The sequence below is a fragment of the Klebsiella sp. GFKo11 genome, from assembly GCF_056490265.1.
On record NZ_CM151369.1, the window covers coordinates 2,146,061 to 2,171,269 of the forward strand.

General features: G+C 43.7%; 18 protein-coding genes. 16 read left to right on the forward strand and 2 right to left on the reverse strand.

Annotation, left to right across the window (positions count from 1 at the left end):
- The first annotated feature begins 788 nt into the window (after positions 1–788).
- Positions 789–2,075 (forward strand): citrate synthase, encoded by a 1,287-nt coding sequence (locus tag AC07P6_RS10325; protein WP_478316161.1) that lies wholly within the window; start codon positions 789–791, stop codon positions 2,073–2,075.
- A 100-nt stretch (positions 2,076–2,175) separates the two neighbouring features.
- Here AC07P6_RS10325 and yegD read toward each other — a convergent pair whose 3' ends face one another.
- The gene (gene yegD, locus AC07P6_RS10330; protein ID WP_478316162.1) at positions 2,176–3,528 is read right to left on the reverse strand and encodes a molecular chaperone; all 1,353 of its coding nucleotides are present in this window, start codon (positions 3,526–3,528) and stop codon (positions 2,176–2,178) included.
- Between the two features lie 136 nt (positions 3,529–3,664).
- On the opposite strand from yegD, the gene alkA reads away from it, so the two are divergent.
- The 4 genes from alkA (at position 3,665) to asmA (ending at position 7,816) form a co-directional block, all read left to right on the forward strand.
- On the forward strand, positions 3,665–4,513 hold the full coding sequence (alkA, locus tag AC07P6_RS10335) for a DNA-3-methyladenine glycosylase 2 (RefSeq protein ID WP_478316972.1): 849 nt from the start codon (positions 3,665–3,667) through the stop codon (positions 4,511–4,513).
- 114 nt (positions 4,514–4,627) lie between these two features.
- Positions 4,628–5,269, forward strand: coding sequence for a uridine kinase (udk, locus tag AC07P6_RS10340; protein ID WP_110275489.1), 642 nt, complete (start codon positions 4,628–4,630; stop codon positions 5,267–5,269).
- A gap of 90 nt (positions 5,270–5,359) precedes the next feature.
- A complete protein-coding gene (dcd, locus tag AC07P6_RS10345) occupies positions 5,360–5,941 on the forward strand; it encodes a dCTP deaminase (RefSeq protein WP_110275488.1) in 582 nt (193 codons plus the stop codon).
- Between the two features lie 27 nt (positions 5,942–5,968).
- Positions 5,969–7,816: an outer membrane assembly protein AsmA gene (asmA, locus tag AC07P6_RS10350; RefSeq protein ID WP_478316164.1), complete on the forward strand. Its 1,848-nt coding sequence runs from the start codon at positions 5,969–5,971 to the stop codon at positions 7,814–7,816.
- 326 nt (positions 7,817–8,142) lie between these two features.
- Here the strand turns inward: asmA and AC07P6_RS10355 are convergent, their stop codons facing one another.
- On the reverse strand, positions 8,143–9,729 hold the full coding sequence (locus AC07P6_RS10355) for a TerC family protein (RefSeq protein ID WP_478316165.1): 1,587 nt from the start codon (positions 9,727–9,729) through the stop codon (positions 8,143–8,145).
- 981 nt (positions 9,730–10,710) lie between these two features.
- On the opposite strand from AC07P6_RS10355, the gene galF reads away from it, so the two are divergent.
- The 11 genes from galF to AC07P6_RS10410 all read left to right on the forward strand — a co-directional run bounded on the left by galF (position 10,711) and on the right by AC07P6_RS10410 (position 25,199).
- Positions 10,711–11,607 (forward strand): UTP--glucose-1-phosphate uridylyltransferase GalF, encoded by an 897-nt coding sequence (galF, locus tag AC07P6_RS10360; RefSeq protein WP_182207313.1) that lies wholly within the window; start codon positions 10,711–10,713, stop codon positions 11,605–11,607.
- 459 nt (positions 11,608–12,066) lie between these two features.
- On the forward strand, positions 12,067–12,696 hold the full coding sequence (locus AC07P6_RS10365; RefSeq protein WP_478316167.1) for a phosphatase PAP2 family protein: 630 nt from the start codon (positions 12,067–12,069) through the stop codon (positions 12,694–12,696).
- A 994-nt stretch (positions 12,697–13,690) separates the two neighbouring features.
- On the forward strand, positions 13,691–15,130 hold the full coding sequence (locus tag AC07P6_RS10370) for a capsule assembly Wzi family protein (RefSeq protein WP_478316169.1): 1,440 nt from the start codon (positions 13,691–13,693) through the stop codon (positions 15,128–15,130).
- Between the two features lie 73 nt (positions 15,131–15,203).
- Entirely contained in the window at positions 15,204–16,340 is a 1,137-nt protein-coding gene (locus AC07P6_RS10375) for a polysaccharide export protein (RefSeq protein WP_478316171.1), read from the forward strand.
- 2 nt (positions 16,341–16,342) lie between these two features.
- Positions 16,343–16,777 carry an arsenate reductase/protein-tyrosine-phosphatase family protein gene (locus tag AC07P6_RS10380; RefSeq protein WP_478316172.1) on the forward strand — a complete coding sequence of 145 codons (435 nt, stop codon included), beginning with the start codon at positions 16,343–16,345 and terminating at the stop codon, positions 16,775–16,777.
- Between the two features lie 17 nt (positions 16,778–16,794).
- The gene (locus AC07P6_RS10385) at positions 16,795–18,957 is read left to right on the forward strand and encodes a polysaccharide biosynthesis tyrosine autokinase (protein ID WP_478316174.1); all 2,163 of its coding nucleotides are present in this window, start codon (positions 16,795–16,797) and stop codon (positions 18,955–18,957) included.
- 81 nt (positions 18,958–19,038) lie between these two features.
- Positions 19,039–20,466: an undecaprenyl-phosphate galactose phosphotransferase WbaP gene (gene wbaP / locus AC07P6_RS10390; protein WP_478316176.1), complete on the forward strand. Its 1,428-nt coding sequence runs from the start codon at positions 19,039–19,041 to the stop codon at positions 20,464–20,466.
- An 18-nt stretch (positions 20,467–20,484) separates the two neighbouring features.
- Positions 20,485–21,540, forward strand: a complete 1,056-nt coding sequence (locus tag AC07P6_RS10395; protein ID WP_478316177.1) for a glycosyltransferase family 4 protein — start codon at positions 20,485–20,487, stop codon at positions 21,538–21,540.
- Positions 21,541–21,557: 17 nt separating this feature from the next.
- The gene (locus AC07P6_RS10400) at positions 21,558–22,976 is read left to right on the forward strand and encodes a hypothetical protein (protein ID WP_478316179.1); all 1,419 of its coding nucleotides are present in this window, start codon (positions 21,558–21,560) and stop codon (positions 22,974–22,976) included.
- Complete coding sequence (locus AC07P6_RS10405) at positions 22,963–23,889, forward strand: glycosyltransferase family 2 protein (protein ID WP_478316180.1); 927 nt, start codon at positions 22,963–22,965, stop codon at positions 23,887–23,889. The genes AC07P6_RS10400 and AC07P6_RS10405 overlap by 14 nt, the downstream gene beginning before the upstream one ends.
- A gap of 140 nt (positions 23,890–24,029) precedes the next feature.
- Complete coding sequence (locus tag AC07P6_RS10410; protein WP_478316181.1) at positions 24,030–25,199, forward strand: glycosyltransferase; 1,170 nt, start codon at positions 24,030–24,032, stop codon at positions 25,197–25,199.
- Positions 25,200–25,209: the final 10 nt, after the last annotated feature.

The following is a 25,209-nucleotide window of genomic DNA, read 5'->3' on the forward strand; positions in this document are numbered from 1 at the left end:
GATTAATAAAACCAGTACGATATGAACGGCGATGAAGCCTGCTGCTGGCACAGGCAATCCCCCGGAATCCGGGAAATAAACTCGTAGGGTTGGACGACGCAGCATTCTGCTGTTGTCAAAGATATTATTCCAGCGTTATTTGCATGTCGGGCAACTGGCCAGACCTGCCTTGGGTAAATTCTCATGTCAGGTTAACGTATGGGGAGAAAGGGAGGATATGCAAGCTAAAAATTCCGTCAAAGCATAGGCGTTTTTGATATTAGCCAGTGGTATAGATATATAAAATTTGCAATAGCTTATTTAATAATGACGGCGGCTGATAGTTGGCAAATATTACACTTTAATTAATTTTTTATTTATTGGTATGTTACGAGGGAGTCTGAAAAAGCACCACCGTCGAACGGTATCAACGATCGAACCTGCAGTCTCGCATGTAGACTCTCTTGTCGCCATTGGGAGGGCCAGGGATTGATATCATTGGGTAATGATGTGGGAGTAAATGCTGAATAAAATGAGGAACCACGATTGGCTATCGAATGTAAAATAAAATCATCCTTTATGCATAAAATCGCAGGATTTAAGTAATGCAAATGATCGGTTGTTCATTATTTTATTCAATGGGGAGTGTGGCGAAGTTTCACTAAAACGACGAATAATAATGCGCCTTTGTGAATGTTTTGGTTATTCATATCAAAGAATCCCTGGGCGACTCTGGTTATGTTGGCAATTCCGCCTGGAGAAATGGCCAGGCAAATTATTCATTATGTTGTACAGGGGGACCTTACAGGATGACGACGAAATCGTTAATGCTTTCTTTGGATGAACAACGGTCAATTCCTTTGAGTACGGTCACCGGGACTCTCGGCCACGTTGGCATGGATATACGCCCGTTAGCGCCTTTAGGGATATGCAGTTTTGACCCCGGTTTTAGCAACACCGCAGGCTGTACGTCAGCCATCTCCTGGATTGATATCGAAAATAGCGTTCTGCTGCATCGCGGATACCCGGTGGATCAGCTCGCTCGTCAGTGTGACTTCCTTGAGGTCGCTTATATTCTGCTGCGTGGCGATGCGCCAGACGAAGCCAGCTATCAGGTTTTCAACGAAACAATTACCCGCCATAGCCTGGTGCACGAGCAGATTGCCCGCATGTGCAGCAGTTTTCGTCGCGACTCCCATCCGATGGCATTAATGTGTGCTTTGGTAGGGACCCTGGCAGCGTTTTATCACGATGTGCTGGACGTCGAAAACCCGGAACACCGCGCGCTGGCCGCGACGCGTTTACTGTCGAAAATGCCAACCCTGGCGGCGATGAGCTATAAGTTTTCTATTGAACAGCCGGCGCAGTATCCACGTAATGATCTCTCTTATGCGGGCAATTTCCTGCATATGCTGTTTGCGATCCCGGCAGAAAAATATCAACTTAACCCGGTGATTGAGCAGGCCATGAATCAGATTCTGGTGCTGCATGCTGACCACGGCCAGTGCGCGTCGACCACGACTGTGCGGGCAGCGGGCTCTTCCGGGGCAAACTTATTCGCCAGCGTTGCCGCGGGGCTTGCGTCTCTGTGGGGGCCAGCACACGGCGGGGCTAACGAAGCCAGCATGCGAATGCTGGAAGAGATTGAGACCGTTGACCAAATCCCCGCCTTCCTGAGTAGAGCAAAACGCGATCCGCAGGCATTCCGTCGCCTGGGCTTTGGTAACTCTCGCTACCGTAATCTTGACCCCAGAGCGGCTATACTGCGTGAGACCTGTCACCGGGTGCTGGAAGAGCTGGGCATGTGCGATATGCCATTGCAGGTGGCGATGGCGCTTGAAGAGGTGGCGCTGACCGATCCGTATTTTGTTGAGAATGGCCTGTCGCCGAGCGTCGACTTTTATACGGCCGTGATCCTCAAAGCAATGGGGCTGCCTGCGTCGATGTTTGTGGTAATTACCGCCGTAGGCAGAACGCTCGGTTGGGTGGCGCACTGGAACGAAATGCATGAAGCGCCACTGAACATTTATCGCCCGCGACAGATTTATACTGGAGAAGGGATGCGAGATTACGTTTCGCGTCGTGAAGGGAAATAACAGAGCGCGGTTTTGATATTGTGTTCGTATTGTTGCCGGGCGGCGGCTGACGCCTTGCCCGGCCTACGAAACCCCGATCATCCGGGGAAACAATCAATGATTAACGAAACACCACCTGCGCCCAGCGGGCCAATCCTGCCGTTACCGAGCCAAAATCATCGCCACCGGCAATTGGAATGCCCGGCAGATGAGCCGCCAGCGCTTTTTTAATCAACGGCGAGCGAGCACTGCCGCCGGTCAGGTAAATCACATCCGGTTTATCGTTGCTGTTATCCAGCGCCAGCTGCACCTGTTCCATAATGCGGGTTAACGGCTGATCTAAAGCCGCTTCCAGACCCTGCTGGCTGATAGCCGTCGCCAGCTCGTCGCTGATAAACGGTAGCCCGGTCGTGACGCTCGACTGTGCGGAAAGGGCGATCTTGCTCTCTTCCGCGCTGCGAACCAGACGATAGCTCAGACGCTGACGCCAGACTTTCAGCAACAAAGCAACCTTCTCGCTATCGCGGGCGCTGCGCAGTAAGTCGTTCAGCAGACGGCCGTTGGCGGTGCTGTAAAAATCAGTCTGTGCGGGAACGTCGTTAATTGCTACCGCATTCCACCACGGCAAAATCGGCAGGGCGATGCCTTTTTCGGTATCGCCGCCCATGCCCAGCAGCGGCATCAGGCATTTAAAGGCGAGCGCGATGTCCAGATCGTTACCGCCGACGCGACAGCCGCTGTGCCCGAGCAGACTTTGATGACGATCGGCTTTTTCTCGCCATTGTGGCCCCATCAGCAGCAGTGAACAGTCAGTGGTACCGCCGCCGATATCGACAACCAGAACGCGTTTTTCTTCGCTGAGTGTCGCTTCGAAATCCAGCCCTGCCGCAACTGGTTCAAACTGAAATACCACGTCGCGAAAGCCCGCGCGTTTTGCCGCGCGTTCCAGAATGCCCTGCGCTTGGGCGTTGGCCTCATCGCCGCCGAGCCCCTGGAAGTTAATCGGTCGCCCAATCACTGCCTGGTCGATGGTTTCCGGCAACTGCGCTTGTGCCTGCTGCTTAATATGCAGCATCATGGCACAGACTAAATCTTCAAATAGCGCAACCTGCTGCGGCTTGAGTCCGCTGGCGCCGAGGAACGATTTCGGCGATTTCACAAAGTAGACTTCTTCCGGATCGTCGACGTATTGATGCAGCGAGGCGAGGCCAAACTGCACGCTATTGCGTAACACATCGATATCTTCATCGCGGTTGTAGTTGATGGCGCGCCGCAGCAGCGCCTGGTTTTCATCACTGCTGGTCGGGACTTCATGATGACGGTAGAGCCATTCGCTGACCGCTTCGCGAGTGGGCGCTGAAAGCATTGATGGCAGCAGTGAACTGCCGTTTTCCAGCGTTAGCAATTGCGGAATATTGTCGCGCATCACCGCGACTGAACAGTTAGCGGTACCGTAGTCAAAACCAATAAACATAGCCTGCAAAATCCCCATGCCAGTGAAGAAGGGGGGCGACTTTAGCGGATTGATGCCATCGCGACAACTGGAATTTAAAAGCAAGGCGCATGCGACGTTCCGCGGCTATGATTGAAGCGCTGAAAAAGGAGAAATGATGACGCTGTTAGCCTGGCACCCTCCCTATGACTGGGAGTGGATGTTTAGTTTTCTTGGCGCTCGTGCGGTGCAGGGGGTTGAGACCTTCGTTGACGGGCGCTATATCCGCAGTTTTGCGCTGGCGGGCCATGCCGGTCTGATAACCGTCACGCCGGATGAAGCGGCACAAGGAATGCAAGTCACGCTTTCCCCCGGGCTGGAGCCGGTGGCAGATGAGTGCCTGGCCCGTATTGCGCGACTGTTTGATTTATCCTGCGACCCGCAGCAGGTCGCTTTGGCGCTGGGGGAGCTGGCGCAGCCGAGGCCGGGTTTACGCCTGCCGGGTTCCCTTGACGCCTTTGAACAAGCGGTACGTGCGGTGCTGGGGCAACTGGTCAGCGTGGCCATGGCGGCGAAACTTGCCGGAAAAGTCGCTGCTGCCTGGGGGGAACCGCTTGCCGATGCGCCGGAGTTTTACCTTTTCCCCACCGCGCACCAGTTGGCACAGGCTGACCCGCAAGCGTTAAAGGCGCTGGGAATGCCGCTTCGGCGTGCAGAAGCCCTGATTCATTTAGCTCAGGCGGCAATCAGCGGCGAACTGCCCTTAGTTGCGCCAGATAATATAGAAGCCGGAATGAAACAGTTGCAGACGCTGCCCGGCATTGGCCGCTGGACCGCCAGCTATTTTGCGCTTCGCGGCTGGCAGGCGCAGGATATCTTTCTGCCGGATGACTACCTGATTAAACAGCGCTTCCCCGGAATGACGCCGACGCGTATTGCGCGTTACGCCAGCCGCTGGCAGCCGTGGCGATCGTATGCGTTATTGCACATATGGTATACGCAAGGCTGGTCGCCGGATGAGGAATAGCCGGGCAGGGCGCTTAGCACTAGTATCGCAGGCCTGAAATCCCTATAATTGCCGAGTTTGGCGTTCAACCGCCACCCTTCCTACATTCCCAGGTTAATCAGGTCGCAAAAATTTATGACTGATACGTCTCATCAGTGCGTCATTATAGGCATCGCCGGCGCATCGGCTTCGGGCAAAAGCCTCATCGCCAGCACGCTTTATCGTGAACTACGTGAACAAGTCGGCGATGAGCATATCGGCGTTATTCCGGAAGACAGCTATTACAAGGATCAAAGTCATCTGTCGATGGAAGAGCGTGTAAAAACCAACTATGACCACCCAAGTTCGATGGATCATAGTTTGCTGTTTCAGCATCTACAGATGCTGAGAAGCGGCCAGCCAATTGAGTTGCCGGTTTACAGCTATGTTGAGCACACTCGCATGCCGGAAACAATTCATATTGAACCGAAGAAAGTGATCATCCTTGAAGGGATCTTACTGCTGACTGACGTTCGCCTGCGTAATGAACTCAGTTTCTCTATTTTCGTTGATACCCCGCTGGATATCTGCCTGATGCGCCGCATCAAGCGTGATGTGAACGAGCGTGGGCGTTCAATGGATTCGGTGATGGCGCAGTATCAGAAAACCGTTCGCCCGATGTTCCTGCAGTTTATCGACCCTTCCAAGCAGTATGCCGACATTATTGTGCCTCGCGGCGGTAAAAACCGCATCGCCATCGATATTCTGAAGGCCAAAATCAGTCAGTTCTTTGAATAACACGAACGAATTGTGTAACGTGCAAAGAGAAGCCAAATTGCCCTTATCCCCGGAAGGCGTAAGGGCGCGATGCCTTAAAGGAGAACGTTCATGCGTCTGTGCGACCGAGATATAGAAGCCTGGTTGGATGAGGGGCGGTTGGCCATTAATCCACGTCCACCTGTAGAACGGATTAATGGCGCGACGGTTGATGTCCGCCTGGGGAATAAATTCCGCACATTTCGCGGCCACACCGCGGGTTTTATTGACCTGAGCGGGCCAAAAGCGGAAGTCAGCGCAGCGCTGGATCGCGTGATGAGCGAGGAGATTGTGCTGGCGGAAGGAGAGGCGTTTTTCCTGCATCCTGGTGAGCTGGCGCTGGCGGTAACGTATGAATCCGTGACGTTGCCTGCAGACCTGGTTGGCTGGCTCGACGGGCGTTCTTCACTGGCGCGTCTTGGGTTGATGGTTCACGTCACCGCACACCGTATCGATCCGGGCTGGTCCGGCTGCATCGTGCTTGAGTTCTATAATTCCGGCAAGCTGCCGCTGGCGTTGCGTCCGGGAATGCCTATCGGGGCGCTAAGCTTTGAACCGTTATCTGGCCCGGCAGCGCGGCCTTATAACCGTCGTGAAGATGCCAAATATCGTGACCAGCAGGGTGCGGTGGCGAGTCGAATCGACAAGGACTGATAATTTAAGCGGTTTGCTGAGGAAGCCATGAGACGAATTCTGACGACGCTGATGATCTTGCTGGCGGTGGTTGTCGCCGGTCTTACCGCACTGGTATTGCTGGTCAATCCCAACGATTTTCGCGCCTATATGGTCAAAGAGGTCGCGGATCGTAGCGGCTATCAGCTTGAGCTCGATGGTCCGCTGCGCTGGCACGTCTGGCCGCAGCTCAGTATTCTCTCTGGTCGCATGACGTTGACCGCGCCTGGCGCTGCCGAACCGGTGATTCGAGCCGACAATATGCGTCTGGACGTTGCGCTGATGCCGCTGATTTCTCATCAGTTGCAGGTAAAGCAGGTGATGTTGAAAGGCGCTGTTATCCAACTGACCTCAAAAACCGAAGCCGTGCGTAGTCAAAATGCGCCAGTGGTTCCACATGATAATACGCTGCCGCAGGTGTCTGAAGATCGCGGCTGGTCGTATGATGTCCGGCAGCTACAGATCGCCGATAGCGTGCTCTTCTTCCAGCATGAAGACGGCGAACAGGTCACGGTGCGCGATATTCATCTGCAGATGGAACAGGATGAGCATCATCATGCGACGCTCGATTTTTCTGGCCGGATTAACCGCGATCAGCGAGACCTGGCGCTTTCGCTCTCCGCTCAAGTGCAGGGCGGCGACTATCCTCACTCCCTGAAGGCGGAAATTTCACAATTGAACTGGCAGCTTCGTGGCGCTGAACTTCCTGCTGCGGGGATCAGTGGTCAGGGCAGCCTGCAGGCAAGCTGGTTTGAAGACGCGAAAAAACTCAGTTTTGACAAACTAAATTTAAGCGCCAACGGTAGCGCTATTACCGGCAATGCCAGCGTGGTGTTAGGCGAACAACCTGACTGGACGCTGAATCTTCAGGCGAGCACGCTGAACCTGGACAGCTTACTGACTCATGCTTCACCTTCCACTGATAACGGAGCCAACCAGCAAGGGCAGAGTCAGACTCGTCAGCTGCGTCCAGTTATCGCCAATAGCGATATTCAGCAAGATTACAACGCTCTGCGTGCTTTTAATGCGCAAATGACGCTAACGGCTGACCAGCTTCAGTGGCGAGGAATGAATTTTACCCAGGTTAAAAGTGATATCAGTAATCAGCAGGGGCTGTTGACGATCAATCAGCTGCAGGGAAATCTGGATGGCGGCAACCTCTCGCTGCCAGGTTCGCTGGACGCCCGGAGCGATACGCCGCAGGCCTCGTTCCAGCCGAAACTCGACAATATTGAGATCGGCTCGATTCTGAAAGCCTTTAACTATTCGTTAAATCTCACAGGTAAGCTGTCGCTGAGCGGGGACTTCTCCGGCGAAAAAATAGATGCCGATGATTTCCGTCGTAACTGGCAAGGGCAGGCGCAAATCCAGATGACGGATACGCGTACTGAAGGACTCAATTTCCAGCAGCTCGTGCAGCAGGCAGTGGAGCGCAGCACCAATGTGCAGGCGCAGGAAAACTACGATAACGCCACCCGGCTCGATTCTGTCAGCAGTGCACTGGAGCTGGATAATGGTTTGGTGACGTTAAGGCGAATGAAGGGGCAATCTGAACTGATGGCGCTCACCGGACAAGGTGAGCTTAACCTGCTGAAAGAAGACTGCGATATGCGTTTTAACGTGAGAGTATTGGGCGGCTGGAAGGGCGAGAGCAAGCTCATTGACAGACTCAAACAAACCGCAATTCCGCTGCGTATTTATGGTAACTGGCAGACGTTGAGCTATAGCCTGCAGGTGGACCAGATTCTGCGTAAACAGCTGCAAGATGAAGCCAGAAAACGCCTGAATGACTGGGCGGATCGCAATAAAAACTCCCAGGACGGGAAGGATGTGAAGAAGTTGCTCGATAAGCTGTGAGTTTGGTCTGGAAAAGCAGAAGAAGCGTCTCGTGCCCGGATTGCTGGCAATAGCTCTGTTGTGAAATCGCCCGGCGGCGCTTCGCTTGCGCGGGCCTACAGGCTAAGAGGGTGCGGGTTTTATTAGCCGGGTAAGGCGCCAGTCGCCACCCGGCGTTAATACGAGTACAGGTTTTGTTGGGCGGGAAGGGCGTAAGCCGTCACCTGGCGTGAATACGAGTGCAGGTTTTGTAGGTCGGGTAAGGCGTTAGCCACCACCCGACATAAACATTAGGGCACTTTCTACAACTGATTTACCACCCTTCACCCTGTTCACATATGAAGGCATTACACTTCATAATCCAGTTCATCTTCTTCATGCACTGGCGGCACTATCTGTACTTTTTGTACCCGATGGCTTTCCACCTGCAAAGTGCGCAATGTATACCCGGCAATTTCCACTTCCTCGCCCTCTTGCGGGACGTGCTGCAGGTACTCCATCAGTAAACCGGCAATAGTGTGATATTCACGTTTCTCATCCAGCGGTAGAGGAACGTACTGCACCAAATCTTCCAGCGGCATATGACCATTGACTGTCCAGGTGTCGTCACTGTTTTTGTGAATATCATGGCGGGCATCGGTCTCTTCCACTTCATTAGGCAGATTACCCGCAATGGTTTCCATCACGTCACTGAGCGTAACAATCCCTTCTACGGAACCAAACTCGTCAACAACAAAGGCAAAGTGGGTCCTGGCATTACGGAACTGTTCCAGAGCAGAAAGCAGCGGCAGCGCCTCCGGAAATACCAGCGGCTGGCGGATAAGAACGTGTAAATTGAGCGGCTCGTTACGCAGCGACTGTTGCAGTAGGTCGATAACGTGCACGACGCCGAGCATATCGTCGTCATCATTACCACCGGTGACCACCACGCGCGTATGCTGATTTTTATCGAGTAATGCACGAATCTCATCTTCCGGCGCACTCAGATCGATATGTTCAATATCATGACGCGAGGTCATGATACTGCTAACGGTGCGTTGGTTAAGATTGAGGACCCGCTCAATCATTCTTCGTTCCTGGGGATTAAAGAGCGGATTGTCGTCATGGTCAGCGATGAGCGAGGAACCATCACTATCGAGTTCGGCTTTTTCTTTGTGGCCACTCAACAGGCTCATGACCGCCTCAGTTGTTCTCTGACGCAGGGTCAGATTGGCCGAAAGAAAACGGTGACGGTTGAACATCGCCAATTGGTTAAAGGATTCAATCATTATCGAGAAGCCGATTGCGGCATACAAATAGCCTTTCGGGATCGGGAAACCAAAACCTTCGGCTATCAGGCTAAAGCCAATCATGAGCAAGAAGCTCAGGCACAGAATAACGATCGTCGGGTGGCTGTTAACAAAACGGGTTAAAGCTTTACTGGCCATTAGCATCAGACTAATGGCAATAACTACCGCTGCCATCATGACGGCCAGATGATCAACCATTCCGACCGCCGTAACGACGGAGTCTAGGGAAAAGATGGCATCAAGTACTACAATTTGCGCCACGACTCCCCAGAATTTTGCCCCTTTGCGCTGACTGGGATTATCGCTATCTTTCCCTTCCAGCCGTTCATTGAGCTCGACAGTGGCTTTAAAGAGCAGAAATAATCCCCCGAATAACATGATCAGATCGCGGGCGCTAAAGCTCAGATCGTGCCAGATAATCAGTGGTTTAGTCAGGGTAACCAGCCAGGAGATAGAAGCCAGCAATAGCAAACGCATCAACATTGCCAGCAGCAGGCCCGTTACCCGCGCGCGGTCTCTTTGCGCCGGGGGAAGTTTTTCCGCGAGAATTGCGATAAAGACCAGATTATCAATACCGAGAACCAGCTCAATAACGACAAGAGTTATGAGTCCGGCCCAGATCGAGGGGTCGGCAATCCATTCCATAATCAGTTAAAACCTTTACAACCTAAGAGTGCCATGTACCGATCATGGATAAGGCATAGATAAAATGCAATATTTTCAGCCGTAATTTGCCTGATGGTCAAAATTCAGGTCCTTGTCATATCAGAAAGCAAAATAGCCAGTTGTCAACGATGTAACCTATTAAGTTCCTGCGTCCAGGATTTTACTTATTCATGGTTGTGCTAATTTTCATCAATGTCGGAGGGGCGTCTGATTTCCGATCAAATTCATGGGCTGAAAATAGTTCAATCGCTCCTGAAGGATAGCCAGCCGCTGATGCATCGTCCGCGTAGTAACAAAACCCCATCAATAGATTTGATGTATATAACATCGTTTTTCTATAATTTGGATTTTTATACTACTTAATATCGTGGCTTGCCGGAGAAAAAATTTTGCTAGACGATATTGTCAGCGTTATGTGGAGATAAATAGTAATAAAATCAGAGGTGAAGGGCATTGGCAGAGAGTAAGGTATCCCAGTTCATTGACTGGATAAGTCTGAGGTCTTGCTGAAAGTAGACCGTGAAAGAGATGTTGCTGAAATTTAGTCGCTTTTATACATACAAATAATTTTATTATCACTATAAGCGATTATTTTGGCTGATTTTCTATTTTTTTATGGTCACTTGTTCTGTATCAACTCAAGCTGAAAGATAACAGAGTATCAAAGGGTGTAGATGGCGAAAAGATGAATGTCAGTGCTATCTCTTACAAATTAAAACAGATAGTTAGCTATGATAAGTCATTGTAAATAGTAGTAAGTTCGTATGAACAATCATGCATAAGAATTTTCTTAAGTCTGTCTATTGGTCTACACGCTTTACGTGTATTCTTAAACTATTCGTGTAATTTCGGAATTTGACGGACAGTAGGACAGACTGCAACCGTGTATCATCATGGATAATTGCCAGTGATACATACAATCTGACAGGAATCGAGAGATTTATAACCATACGGGTGGAAATGATAATGGTGAGTTTGAAAGCAGTTATACCGGTAGCAGGACTAGGGATGCATATGTTACCCGCCACCAAGGCCATTCCGAAAGAGATGTTGCCGATCGTCGACAAGCCTATGGTGCAGTACATTGTTGACGAAATCGTAGCTGCTGGTATCAAGGAAATTGTGCTGGTCACCCATTCATCTAAGAATGCTGTTGAAAACCATTTTGACACCTCCTACGAGCTGGAAGCCTTGCTTGAGCAACGTGTGAAGCGTCAGCTGCTAGCGGAAGTGCAGGCTATTTGTCCACCGGGCGTAACCATTATGAACGTGCGTCAGGGTCAGCAGCTTGGATTAGGGCACTCTATCCTTTGTGCGCGCCCGCTAATTGGCGATAACCCATTTGTGGTTGTATTGCCGGATATCATTCTTGACGACGCCAGTGCCGATCCGCTGCGCTATAACCTTGCAGCTATGGTCGCTCGCTTTAAGGAAACTGGCCGCAGCCAGGTTCTTGCAAAACGTATGGAAGGCGATCTCGCTGAGTACTCTGTTATCCAGACCAAAGATACGCTGGAATCAGCAGGACAGGTTGCGCGTATCGTTGAGTTCATCGAAAAACCTGATGAACCGCAAACGCTGGATTCTGATCTGATGGCGGTAGGTCGCTATGTACTTTCTGCAGAGGTGTGGTCTGAACTGGAACGCACCGAGCCAGGTGCCTGGGGTCGTATTCAGTTAACCGATGCCATCGCTGAACTGGCGAAGAAACAATCTGTTGATGCCATGTTGATGACTGGCGAAAGCTATGATTGCGGTAAAAAAATGGGTTATATGCAGGCTTTTGTAAACTACGGGCTGCGTAACCATAAAGAAGGCACTAAATTCCGCGAGAGCATTAAAAAGCTGTTAGCGTAATTCGTGAACATAGTCTTTCAGGTTTATGAACGTGAACGGTCTGCGGCAATATTAAGATAAGTATCAGAGACTGCAGTCGTTCACTGACTGAGGGTATGGTCGGCTTTGAACCTGATTGACGTTAAAATACAATGGATTAGGTTGTGCTCTGTTATGTTGTATCATTTACGGACGCAAATTAGGTTCGGAGACTTCTGGTAGTCAGACAAGATGTATCATGATGCAATGAGTAGGTGACTGAAATTTAATCTTAGCTAATAATTACTTACTAAGATTTTTCTTAATAAAGTGGTCGTTAATAAGATCACAATATAAAAATAAAACTTGACTGAGATCATGTTTACGCATTAAACAACGGTTATGCATGCATAAAAATGTGAAGTTACGAAATATGCATGTCCACAAAAAACGTGGAAATGGCGTTCCAGACAGGAGAGATCGTTAAAGGATGAAAGGTAAATGAACTGGCAGGTTGTCACATTTTTTGGCGATAGTACTGTGCTGTTACCCAGTGCGGCCGTGTTGTTTATCGTCCTTTTGCTGCGAAAAGACTCAAAGCAGGTTGCCTGGGATTGGGCGCTGCTGTTCGGTATCACTGGCGCGATTGTGTGCGCATCAAAACTGGCATTTATGGGGTGGGGGATAGGCATTCGCGAGCTGGATTTCACAGGCTTTAGCGGACACTCTGCATTATCCACCGCTTTTTGGCCAATTCTCTTATGGCTGCTGTGCGCACGTGCAGCACCAGCAATTCGTCGTATTTCTGTTCTGTTAGGTTATGCATTGGCCGGGTTAGTAGGTTACTCGCGATTGGTGATTCACGCGCATTCAGCTTCAGAAGTCATTGCCGGTTTACTGCTGGGGGCCGTGGGAAGTGCACTGTTCTTACTGATGCAGTCGCGTGGTGAAAGCGCCCATGTCGCGCAACTCTCATGGGGAGGGTTGGCAAGCGTTGTTATCATCCCGCTGATGTTATTGAATACTGGTGCTAAAGCGCCAACTCAGTCTCTGCTGGGCGAGATAGCAGTGAAGCTGGGACCACTGGAAAAACCGTTTACTCGGGCCGATCTGCATAAGCGTTTTTATTGATGCTCATGACGACAGCAGCAGTGTTATGGCAAAAGCAGTTCACATATTACACATTATGAAGCGTTCAGGCTGAAGTGATGGTTCATGTTGAAATTCATATTCATGAAATAAATTAGTGATGCTGCATTATGTACGATATTCAGCACAATGATAAACGGCCAGGATGTATCCTAAATAGTATTTTTAACTTAACATCGAATTTATTAATGATAACAACAATCTGGCATAACTCTTTTAACTATTAAATTTTGTAGTTGACTGGCTTTAATTATTTTGAAAGTAAACCAGTATGGTTGGTGTGGTGAAAAGTCAGTAAAATCATGCTGTTGAGATTTGGTCTATAGCATGAGTTCGTCGTGTTTATAATCGCTCGTTGATAAATAATAATGTTATTGCATGACCTGTGCGTGCTATCAACCGAGTGGTTAATTATTCGAGATTAGACTCCCAATTTTGTGCAGAATCTCGTAAACTTGTGCCGCGAAATTGATTGCTTTGATGGATTAATCACCGATTTTTCGGGAATGGTGATTAAATTAAGAATGGAAGAAGTCCAGTGCATTGGTAGCTGTTAAGCCAAGGGCGGTAGCGTACCTGCGAGCTGGCGTTTTCTTTCAATCACATCTCATTTCATGCGACCGAAATTCCTAAAGTAGGTTCCCCACAGGTGATTATCCTCACAACCTGTATATACTAGCGAGTTTGTCAGCAAACTAGCGTTTGCCCACTTTGGGTGAATGATAGAAAACCGCGGGTATGAAGCGCGATGGAATGGCCTTCAATAACAATTTCGCATACATTGTGTACTGCAGGTTGCTCTAAAGTTGAAAGCTGGCGATGGCCTGGGATACAACCAGGCCTGCACTTTCGTGTGGCCAGGCCAGAACCTGTAGGACAATCATACTTAAGGTTGGCGTCAGAGGGCGCTGCATCTAACAGTGTTCCCCATGTCGCGCCAGCTTGCGGAAACGGGGCTTAAAATGGATCTTGTACAATGATAAAAATTGCGCGAATCGCACTCGCATTAGGGCTGCTTACTTCTGCCAGCTCACTTGCCTATGCCTCTGGTCTGGTAATGAATGATAACGAACTCCGTAACGATCTGGCCTGGTTGTCCGATCGCGGAGTCATTCATCTCAGCTTGTCTACATGGCCTCTGAGCCAAGAAGAGATCAATCGAGCGGTCAAAAAAGCCAAACCATCCTACTCTTCCGAACAGGTTGTTCTGGCACGAATTAACCAGCGGCTTTCTTCTTTGAAAGCCGATTTTCGCGTGAGCGGCTATACCTCAACGGATAAGCCCGGCACTCCGCAAGGATTTGGTCAGAACCAGCCCGCTGATAGCTCATTATCATTAGCTTTTAATAATAGCGGCGAGTGGTGGGATGTTCACCTGCAAGGCAACGTTGAAGGTGATGAGCGCATAAGCAACGGTTCGCGTTTTAATGCCAACGGCGCGTACGGTGCAGTGAAATTCTGGAACCAGTGGCTCTCATTTGGCCAGATGCCACAATGGTGGGGACCGGGATACGAAGGCAGCCTGATTCGCGGTGACGCCGCGCGCCCAATGACTGGCTTTTTAATGCAGCGTGCTGAACAGGCCGCGCCGGAAACATGGTGGTTACGCTGGATTGGCCCGTGGCAGTACCAAATTTCCGCCAGCCAGATGAACCAATATACCGCCGTGCCACACACCAAGATTATTGGTGGGCGTCTGACTTTCTCTCCATTCCAGTCTCTTGAACTGGGCGCATCGCGTATTATGCAGTGGGGAGGGGAGGGGAGACCGGAATCGTTTAGTAATTTTTGGGATGGTCTGACGGGTAAAGATAATACCGAGGCAAACGATCCCAATGAACCAGGTAACCAGTTGGCTGGTTTTGATTTCAAGTTAAAACTGGAACCTACGTTGGGCTTGCCGATCAGTTTGTACGGTCAAATGATTGGTGAAGATGAGTCTGGTTTTTTACCTTCAGCAAATATGTTCCTTGGGGGAGTTGAAGGTCACCACGGTTGGGGCAAAGATGCTATCAACTGGTATGTGGAGGCGCACGATACTCGCTCGAATATGAGTCGTACTAATTACAGCTATACACACCATATCTACAAAGATGGCTACTACCAACAGGGCTACTCACTAGGTGATGCGATGGGAGGCGATGGCCAGCTATTTGCGGGTAAAGTCGAACTGGTGACTGAGGATAATCAACGTTGGAGCGCGCGTTTGGCGTATGCGAAGGTTAACCCAAAAAATCAGTCAATTAATAAGGCGTTTCCTCTTTCAGATACTTTAAAAGGTGTACAATTTGGTTGGAGTGGTGATGTGTACAAATCTGTACGTCTGAACACTTCACTTTGGTATACCGATGCGAACCATAACGATAGTGATGATGTGGGTGCTAGCGCTGGGATAGAAATTCCATTTAATTTATAGCCTTAACGCAGCTTCTGGAAATAGACTGTTGTTTGGGGATTACAAACTTTTGGTTTACTGATGATGTGACATTATGAAGAAAAAAATTGTTAGATTTTCGGCGTTGGCATTAGCTATTGGGTTTTTATCAGGTTGTACCATTGTGCCCGGTCAGGGATTAAATAGCATGCGTAAAAACGTGGTTGAGCTGCCGGATAGCGATTATGATTTGGATAAACTGGTTAATGTATACCCTATGACTCCGGGTCTGGTAGACCAACTTCGTCCTGAAAAGATACTGGCGCGTCCTAACCCACAATTAGATAATTTGCTCAAGAGCTATGAGTATCGCATAGGTGTTGGTGATGTTCTTATGGTGACTGTATGGGATCATCCTGAATTAACAACACCTGCAGGACAATATCGTAGTGCAAGTGATACTGGAAACTGGGTGAATTCTGATGGAACAATATTCTATCCATATATTGGTAAAGTTCAGGTTGCTGGTAAGACGTTGAGCCAAGTCAGGCAAGATATTGCAAGCCGTTTGACAACTTATATTGAGAGTCCACAAGTAGACGTAAGCATCGCTGCCTTCAGATCCCAGAAAGTTTATGTTACAGGTGAGGTAGCAAATTCAGGAAAGCAAGCAATTACGAATATCCCTCTAACGGTCATGGATGCTATTAACGCTGCTGGTGGACTTGCTCCTGATGCCGATTGGAGGAATGTAGTTCTTACTCACAATGGTAAAGATTCTAAAATTTCATTGTACTCGCTAATGCAAAAAGGGGATTTAACACAAAATCATCTGTTATATCCTGGTGATATTTTGTTTGTACCGCGCAATGATGAGTTGAAAGTGTTTGTTATGGGTGAAGTTGGTAAGCAAAGTACACTTAAAATGGACCGCAGTGGAATGACTCTTGCGGAAGCAATAGGTAGTTCTGATGGGGTATCGCAAACGCTGAGTGATGCAACTGGTATTTTTGTCATCCGGCAATTGCAAAACGATAAGCAAGGAAAAATTGCAAACATTTATCAGCTTAATGCACAAGATGCATCTGCCATGGTGTTAGGAACAGAGTTTCAATTGGAACCATACGATATAGTTTATGTAACCGCTACACCGCTTGTGCGCTGGAATCGAGTCATATCACAACTTGTACCAACGATCACTGGTGTACACGATATGACAGAAACTGTACGCTATATTAGAACTTGGCCATAATTATGTTTAATTCAATATTGGTTATTTGTACAGGTAATATTTGCCGTTCACCTATTGCAGAGCGAATTCTACGCACTGTGCTTCCTGAGAAAAAAATAGATTCAGCAGGTACTGGTGCCCTAGTTGACTACCCAGCTGATCCCTCAGCAATAAAAGTGGCTGAGAAATATGGAATCTCGCTAGACAATCATAAAGGAAAGCAATTCACGTCAGCGCTTGGCCGTCAGTATGATTTGCTATTGGTTATGGAGAAAAACCATATAGAGCAAATTAGTAGCATTGCACCTGAAGTACGTGGGAAGACAATGTTATTGAGTCATTGGCTGAATGGTAAAGATATTCCGGATCCATATAGGAAAAGTGATGAAGCTTTTGAATCGGTATATAAACTAATTGACAAAAGCTGTAAACACTGGGCAGAAAAATTAGGTAGATAATTTCAGGAAATGATTGCATGACATCAGTAATAAATAATAAATCATCGTCACCGGATTCTGATGAAATCGATTTGGGACGTATAATTGGTGAGTTAATCGATCATCGTAAATTGATTATAGCCATTACGACTGGTTTTACTGTGTTGGCACTATTCTATGCTTTATTGGCAACACCAGTTTACCAAGCAAACGCATTGATACAGGTGGAACAAAAGCAAGGTAATGCAATCCTAAACAGCTTAAGCCAGATGTTGCCTGATAGTCAGCCGCAGTCTGCACCTGAAATCGCTCTATTGCAGTCTCGAATGATTTTAGGAAAGACAGTCGATGACCTAAATTTGCAAGCTAGGGTTGAGCAGAACTTCTTTCCAATGGTCGGTAGAGGCTTATCGCGGATTATAGGGGAAAAGCCTGCAAATATTGATGTAACACGTATTTATCTTCCGAAGGTAGAGGGACAAGATTCACCGAGTATAAATGTTAAAATTAAGGATAAGAGCCATTATCAAATTGAGTATGGTGATACGACTCTTGATGGGGTAGTGGGCGAATTGTTGGAAGCCAAAGGTATTTCTTTATTAATTAGGTCAGTTGACGCTGAGCCAGGTGATAGCTTTACTGTAACTTATGTATCATCATTAAAAGCAATAAATAATTTACAAGAGTCATTTAATGTTACAGAACAAGGTAAAGATACTGGAATGTTAAATCTCACCCTTACAGGTGATGATTCAGAGCTTATAACACATATTCTTGATGGAATAAGCCAAAACTACTTAGCTCAAAACGTTGCCAGACAAGCTGCCCAAGATGCAAAAAGCTTGGAGTTCCTTAGCAAGCAATTGCCTGAGGTGCGTTCTGATCTTGATTCTGCAGAGGATAAACTAAATGCTTATCGCCGGCAAAAAGATTCAGTAGATTTAACGATGGAAGCTAAGTCGGTTTTGGACCAAATTGTTAATGCAGATAATCAATTAAATGAGCTTACATTTAGAGAGGCGGAAATATCACAGCTTTATACTAAAGAACATCCGACATATAAAGCTTTAGTCGAGAAAAGAAAGATACTTCAAGAGGAAAAAGCGAAACTTAATAAAAGAGTGAGTGGTATGCCTTCTACTCAACAAGAAGTACTAAGATTGAGTCGTGACGTAGAGTCAGGTAGAGCAGTATATTTGCAACTTCTAAATCGCCAGCAAGAATTAAATATTGCAAAATCTAGTGCAATTGGCAACGTAAGAATCATTGATACAGCAGTCACTGAGCCAAAACCAGTAAAACCCAGAAAAGTACTAATTGTGGTTATGGGATTATTACTGGGTTTATTTGTATCTATTGGTCTTGTGTTGTTGAGGGTGTTTTTGAGGCGTGGTATTGAAACTCCAGAAGAACTGGAAGATATGGGGATTAATGTATATTCTAGTATTCCTGTATCCGAATGGTTAACGAAACATCTGTCAAGTAATAAGCGAAAAAAACAAGAGTCGGATACTCTCCTTGCAGTAGAAAATCCTGCAGATCTAGCTGTTGAAGCTATTCGTAGCCTAAGGACAAGCTTACATTTCGCAATGATGGAATCTAAAAATAACATATTAATGATTTCAGGTGCTAGCCCAAATGCAGGCAAAACTTTTGTTAGTACTAACTTAGCTGCTATTATTGCTTTGACCGGTAAAAAAGTACTCTTTATAGATGCTGACCTTAGAAAAGGATATGTTCATAAAATGTTTGGGCAAAACCAATCTAAAGGATTGTCAGATATTTTATCGGGTCAAGAAGTAACAGAAAATGTAGTACAGAAAGTGGTTGGAGGGGAGTTTGACTATATTTCTAGGGGGCAAATTCCACCCAACCCAGCCGAATTACTAATGCATGAGCGTTTCGAAGCTGTGCTTAAATGGGCTTCGCAACAATACGAGATAGTTATTATCGATACCCCGCCAATACTTGCTGTTACTGATGCAGCGATTATTGGAAGATATGCAGGGACAACGTTACTGGTAGCAAGATATGAGGTAAATACTCCTAAAGAGATAGCTGTGAGTATTCGTAGGTTTGAACAAAGTGGTGTGACAATAAAGGGTTGCATTTTGAATGGCATGGTGAAAAAGGCTAGTAGTTATTATGGTTATGGCTATAACCACTATGGGTATTCTTATATTGATAAGAAATCTGATTAATTAAAAATTGGGCTCTTATTGAGCCCTATTTATTTTCCCTAAAATTAATTAATTTTAATGAGAATATAAATAGAGGGGACTATGACATATTTTTCGAAAAATGTTAGTTGTAGTGTATTGCTAGTGCTATCTGATTTTATTAGTTTTGTCTTATCACTTTATCTCTCGTTGGGACTACTATCCTTCATTTTGGGAGAGCATAACTATCATATGTCTCGTGAGCAGTTAGACGGTTGGATTGGATTACATTGGTTACTGGGAATTTGCTGTGTCTTATGGTATGGAATACGTTTACGCCATTATTTTTATCGTAAGACATTCTGGTTTGAACTAAAAGAAATACTCCGTACATTGGTAATATTTGCAGTTATTGAATTGGCTGTTATGGCATTTGCTAAATGGGATATATCTCGCTATATCTGGCTTTTTACATGGATTTTCGCAGGGCTATTAGTCCCATTGGCCCGAATGTGGACCAAATGGTTATTAAATAGGATAGGGTTCTGGCAACGAGAAACTTGGATTATTGGCAATGGAAAAAATGCATTCGATGCATGTAAAGCTATTAATAGTGAGTTAAATTTAGGCCTAAATATTGTTGGGTTTGTATCAACAAATAATAAATTAATCAATAATGCTATTGATTCGAGGTTGAAGGTTGTCGAAGGTGATAAAAAATGGCTTGAATCTATAGATAAGAGGACTCAATTTATAGTTGCAGTTGAGTCAGATGAAAGTGATGCTAGAAATAGTTGGTTACGAGAGTTTATGATCAAGGGGTATCGTTATGTTTCTGTAATACCAACCTTAAGAGGGGTTCCTTTAGATAGTACCGATATGTCATTTATTTTTAGTCATGAAGTGATGATTTTTAGGGTACAACAGAATTTAGCAAAATGGTCCTCCAGAATTATTAAAAGAACTTTTGATATTATCGGTTCGCTCGGAATAATAACTATATTATCACCAATTCTATTATATATCAGCTATAAAGTTAAACGCGATGGAGGACCTGCAATTTATGGGCATGAGCGAGTAGGTAAAAATGGCGAATCATTCAAATGTCTTAAGTTTAGATCCATGATAATAAACTCAAAGGAAGTATTAGAAAATTTGTTATCTACTGACTCGAATGCAAAAAAAGAATGGGATGAAACATTCAAATTAAAAAATGATCCACGAATAACACCAATTGGAAAATTTTTGCGGCGAACTAGTTTAGATGAGTTACCGCAATTGTTTAATGTCTTAAAAGGTGAAATGAGCCTTGTTGGGCCACGTCCCATTATTACGGCAGAACTTGAGCGGTATAATGATGAGGTTGACTATTATCTCCTTAGTAAACCTGGAATGACTGGTCTGTGGCAAGTTAGTGGCCGTAGTGATGTTGATTATGACACTCGAGTTTATTTAGATGCTTGGTATGTAAAAAATTGGTCAATGTGGAATGACATTGCTATTTTGTTCAAGACTATTGGTGTTGTTCTTAAAAAAGATGGTGCTTATTAAACCCTAGAGTTGAATAATATGATATATGTGAATGCTAGGTTTTTAACTCAAGAAATGACGGGTGTACAACGCTTTGCAGAGATGATTTCATTAGAACTGAATCAGAAAGTAGATAATATATGTTTTTTGTCTCCATCAAATATAGTTAGAGCAGATATAGCATCGCAGCTAAATGTAAGAATTATTGGGAGAAATACAGGTCATTTGTGGGAGCAATTAGATCTTCCATATTTTTTAAGCAAACAAAGAAAGGGTGTTCTTGTGAACTTAGGAAATACTGCTCCAATTTTATTTCGGAATAAGATAACCGCAGTACATGACATAACATTTTTGAAATTCCCTGAGTCATTTTCTAAAAAATTTCTATATTTTTATAAAGTCTTAATCCCATTAGTTATTAAAACATCGAAACATGTTATAACAGTTAGTGAGTTTTCTAAAGATGAAATATTAAAAAATTATAATCTAGATAAAGAAAAAATATCTGTTGTATATAATGCGGTAAATAATAATTTTAGTATTAAAAAGATTGAGAAATACAATGGGAAGCCATATTTTTTAATGGTATCTTCTCAAAATTATCACAAGAACTTTAGCCGAGCTCTAGACGGATTTTACCTTGCAAGAAAACATGGCTATTTAGATGAGTTTGCATTAAAAATTATCGGGGCGAAAAATCCGACGTTTAATACTCAGTCATACACTTCTAATCTCAAAGAAGATGTCGAGTTTTTGGGACGTGTATCAGATTCACAATTGGCGAATTTGTATGCAAATGCTACTGCTTTCATTTTTCCTTCGTTATATGAAGGATTTGGAATTCCACCTCTTGAGGCTCAATATTTTGGATGTCCTGTAATTGCAAGTAATGCAGCATCCCTACCTGAGGTTCTTAGTGATAGTGTATTATATTTTAACCCTCTTTGTTCTTCTGAAATTAAAGATGCAATGATTAAAGTATCAAATGATTTAAATCTACGAGAGAAATTAATTGAATGCGGATATAAAAATCTAAATAAATATTCATGGGGTGACTCTGCTTCAAAATTACTATCAATTATTAATAAGATCTAATATGGAAGTAATAATCTATGGGGCTTAATGAAGCAATACTATTTGATGCACTAAATTTTTCCCTTTTTTTATTTATGGCATTATGCTATGCCTTTCTTCTAAAAAGGCGAATATCAAAGGTTGTTGGAAGATGGTTCGTTTTTTTATTGATTATAACAAGTTATTCTTCCTATAACATAATGGTTGCACCTGTTCATGATTACAACCAAGTAATTTCAAGAACATTCATGTACCATCAAAAAATTTTTGGTCCCTTTAATTTAGTTGATGTCTTATTTATAGTCACTATAGCTTTCTTTTCGTATAAGTTAATTTATATAACGAGATATTATAAAAAACTCACTGTTAATAATTCAGGTGTGAAAATAGTTTTTAATAGAGAGTTTATGGTATTCTTTATTTCTTTCTTTTCTTTCATCCTTTGGAATTATTTTAATGACAAAAGTTTTGATTTTGGCAGTGAGTTCATTTATTATCGAGGTTTAATATATTTTCTTGGGGCTATACTAGCATTAAGATTTGATGTAAATAATAAAATTTCTGTAAAAGAAATATTTTCTTTCTTCTTAATTATTGATGCTCTTAACCTAGTATCAGGTTTTGTTGCAACACAGCTATTTAGTAACTATGTGTGGTTTCGTTATGTATTCAAAGTAACGATCATAAATCAGGATAGCATATCATCATTCGTTTCAATTTATAGCATTGTGGCCATAGTCGCTATATTTAGATATCGCGAAATGAAAAAAACAATTGGCGGATTTAATCTCTTTATTTGTTTTGCTATTCTTATTTTATCACAGATCAATTTTTACAAGGGATTGATACTCAGTATGTCTATTGTAATCATGATCTACTCCATTAGTTTGGTACTTGCAAAAAAGAAAACTATATCGTTGGCAATAATTATTTTATTGGGTCTTGTCCCTCTTACGCTATTGGCTTTGTCGAAAAGTGATAAGTTCTCGGATACAGCGTTGGCGACACGTTCAGTTCAAACCTTGGATTATATTGAATATTTAAATACTCAAACACCACTCCAATATATAATTGGAACAGGATTGGGATCAACATATCCATACTACCATCAGGATTTAGATAGAGGCGCAACAAAAGAAGTCGATGTAGAAAGTGGAAATGAAAGACGTTCGATTCAGGTTCCATATCTAAATATATATAAAGCTAGTGGCTTGTTAGGAGGATTAGCCTACACGCTGCTTACACTTATTGCATTGTTTTTATTAGTAAAATCAATAATAAATGAAGAGAATGTTTTAATTCAGGCATTGTTACTTTTTCTAATCACTCGATTATATAATGGAACTGGGCTAATGACGCCATTCCCAGTCATTATATTTGTTGTCAGAACAATTTATCTGCTCTATGTAAGTAAGTGTGAAAGTAGCCAAGATGAGAGAAGTTATGAAAGAAATTAATAGTAAAATACTTGATATTATCTGTCCACTTTATAACAAAGAAAACTATATTGAGGATTTCCTGTCATCTTTGCGTATTCTGCCATCAGACAAAGTAAATATAATTCTGATCGATGATGGTTCATCTGACTTAACCAAAGAAAAAATTGATACATATATTTTTAAAAATAACATAAATAATGTTTATTATTTTTACAAAAAAAATGGAGGTGTCTCATCAGCTAGGAATAAAGGAATAGCTGAATCAGTTTCTGATTACATTTGGTTTTGTGATCCTGATGATCTTATTACGAGTGAATCATTAAACATTTTACAAAAAGTGGATCATTTAAATGAAGATATTGTTGTATGCGGTTACATTACAGCCTTTGAAGAAAATAAAATTGAAAATATCACTTCCTATGAAGAAGAGAGATACTCCACGATCAATTTTTTAACATCTCACGATTATTTTACAAAGAAGAATTCAATCAGTACTGTTTGGAATAAAATATATAAAAGGCAATTTATTGGGAATGTACGTTTTCCAGAAGACATGAATCATTCTGAAGATCGTTATTTCAATCTCTCCCTTTTTAAAAAAAATGGTACTGTACTAACATGTGATCTCATTATTTATAGACATAAAAGATACTCTGCCAATACCCTAAGCACAACGAAAGACAGTGCCAGAATAAATGATATTATAAAGGCGGATTTGTATAATTTAGTTGTATTGAGTGATTTTAAAAATGTCAAAAAGGAAAAAAAAATTCATGTGTATAGAATTTCTCGTGAAAAGATGCAAGCATCAGAAAAGAGAATAATGGAATTTTATCGAGACGAGTGTAAGTTATTAGATATTAAACCAAGTTTCTTTATTTCTAGCAAAGATTTTTTATTATATTTATACCTTTTAATATTTGGTAAGTAAAGAAAATATTCCAATTGTGAATATTGCTTTAAATGATAAATATAATACTGTGCTGAAAAGGATATTCTCACTACTAAGTAAAAATCTTTTGAGTTAGTAAGCGATACAGCACTATCGTTTGCTATTATTATGGATAACAAATGAAAATAATGCTTGTAAACTCGCTTTATTATCCTTTTAAAGTTGGTGGCGCTGAGGTCTCAGTCCAGTTACTAGCTGAAGGTCTTGTCAAGTATGGTTGCGACGTAATGGTTGTAACTTTGACAAACGATAGAATGAAGCATTTGACTACTGAGTATATAAATAATGTAAAAGTGGTAAGGGTTTATCTCAAAAATATTTATTGGCCATTTGATGAAAAAAATAATCGAGGAGCCATAAAGAAACTAGTGTGGCATATTGTTGATTCGTATAATCCATTAATGCAGAAAATTTTTAATAAACTAGTTACCGATTTTTTACCCGATATAATCCATACTAACAATATTTGTGGTTTTTCAACATCGATTTGGAATAATCGCAACAAAATAAAAATTATTCATACAATCAGAGATTATTATCTATTAACACCATCAAGTGTATTAAGTGATAATAAAAAATTATCGACGATAGATATAGCTCTTTCGTGGATCAAGAAAAAAAGGATATCTAAAGTATCTTGCTTTATAGGTATAAGCGAATATATACTAAAAAAACATAATGGCCATGGCTTTTTTAGTGGAAATGAATATTTAAAGAAAATTTATAACTCTGCTACATTAACTGATTCTTTTTACTTGAACAAAAGTAAAAGTGATACTTTTACCATTGGGTTTATTGGCCGTTTGACCGAGGAAAAAGGATATTCCATCTTTTATGAGTTGGCTGAGCATTATAAACACAATAAACGTATTGTTTTTAAAGTGGCAGGAAGTGGCCGTAAAGATTATTTGGATGAATTGAAATGTAAGTATCCAGGTGTTAATTTGTTTGAGATGGGGCATACTTCTCAAAGTGAATTTTATGAAAAAATCGATCTACTTGTTATTCCAGCCAAATGGGCTGAACCTTTTGGCCGGACTGCTATTGAAGCTTTTTCATATGCAGTTCCGGTTTTGAGTTCTGGCGCGGGTGGTTTGCTCGAGATTAATTCAATTTTAAAACAAGACATATATACTGACTTTCAAGATTTGATTAAAAAAGCGGATGTCCTAATTGAGAATAATCCTTCAGTAGATAAATCTATGGTAAATGAGTTTAATGAGCATTTTTCTGAAAAAAATTATATTTCTCAACATTTGAAATTATACTCTTTTCTTTGTAATAAATGAATGCTTATGT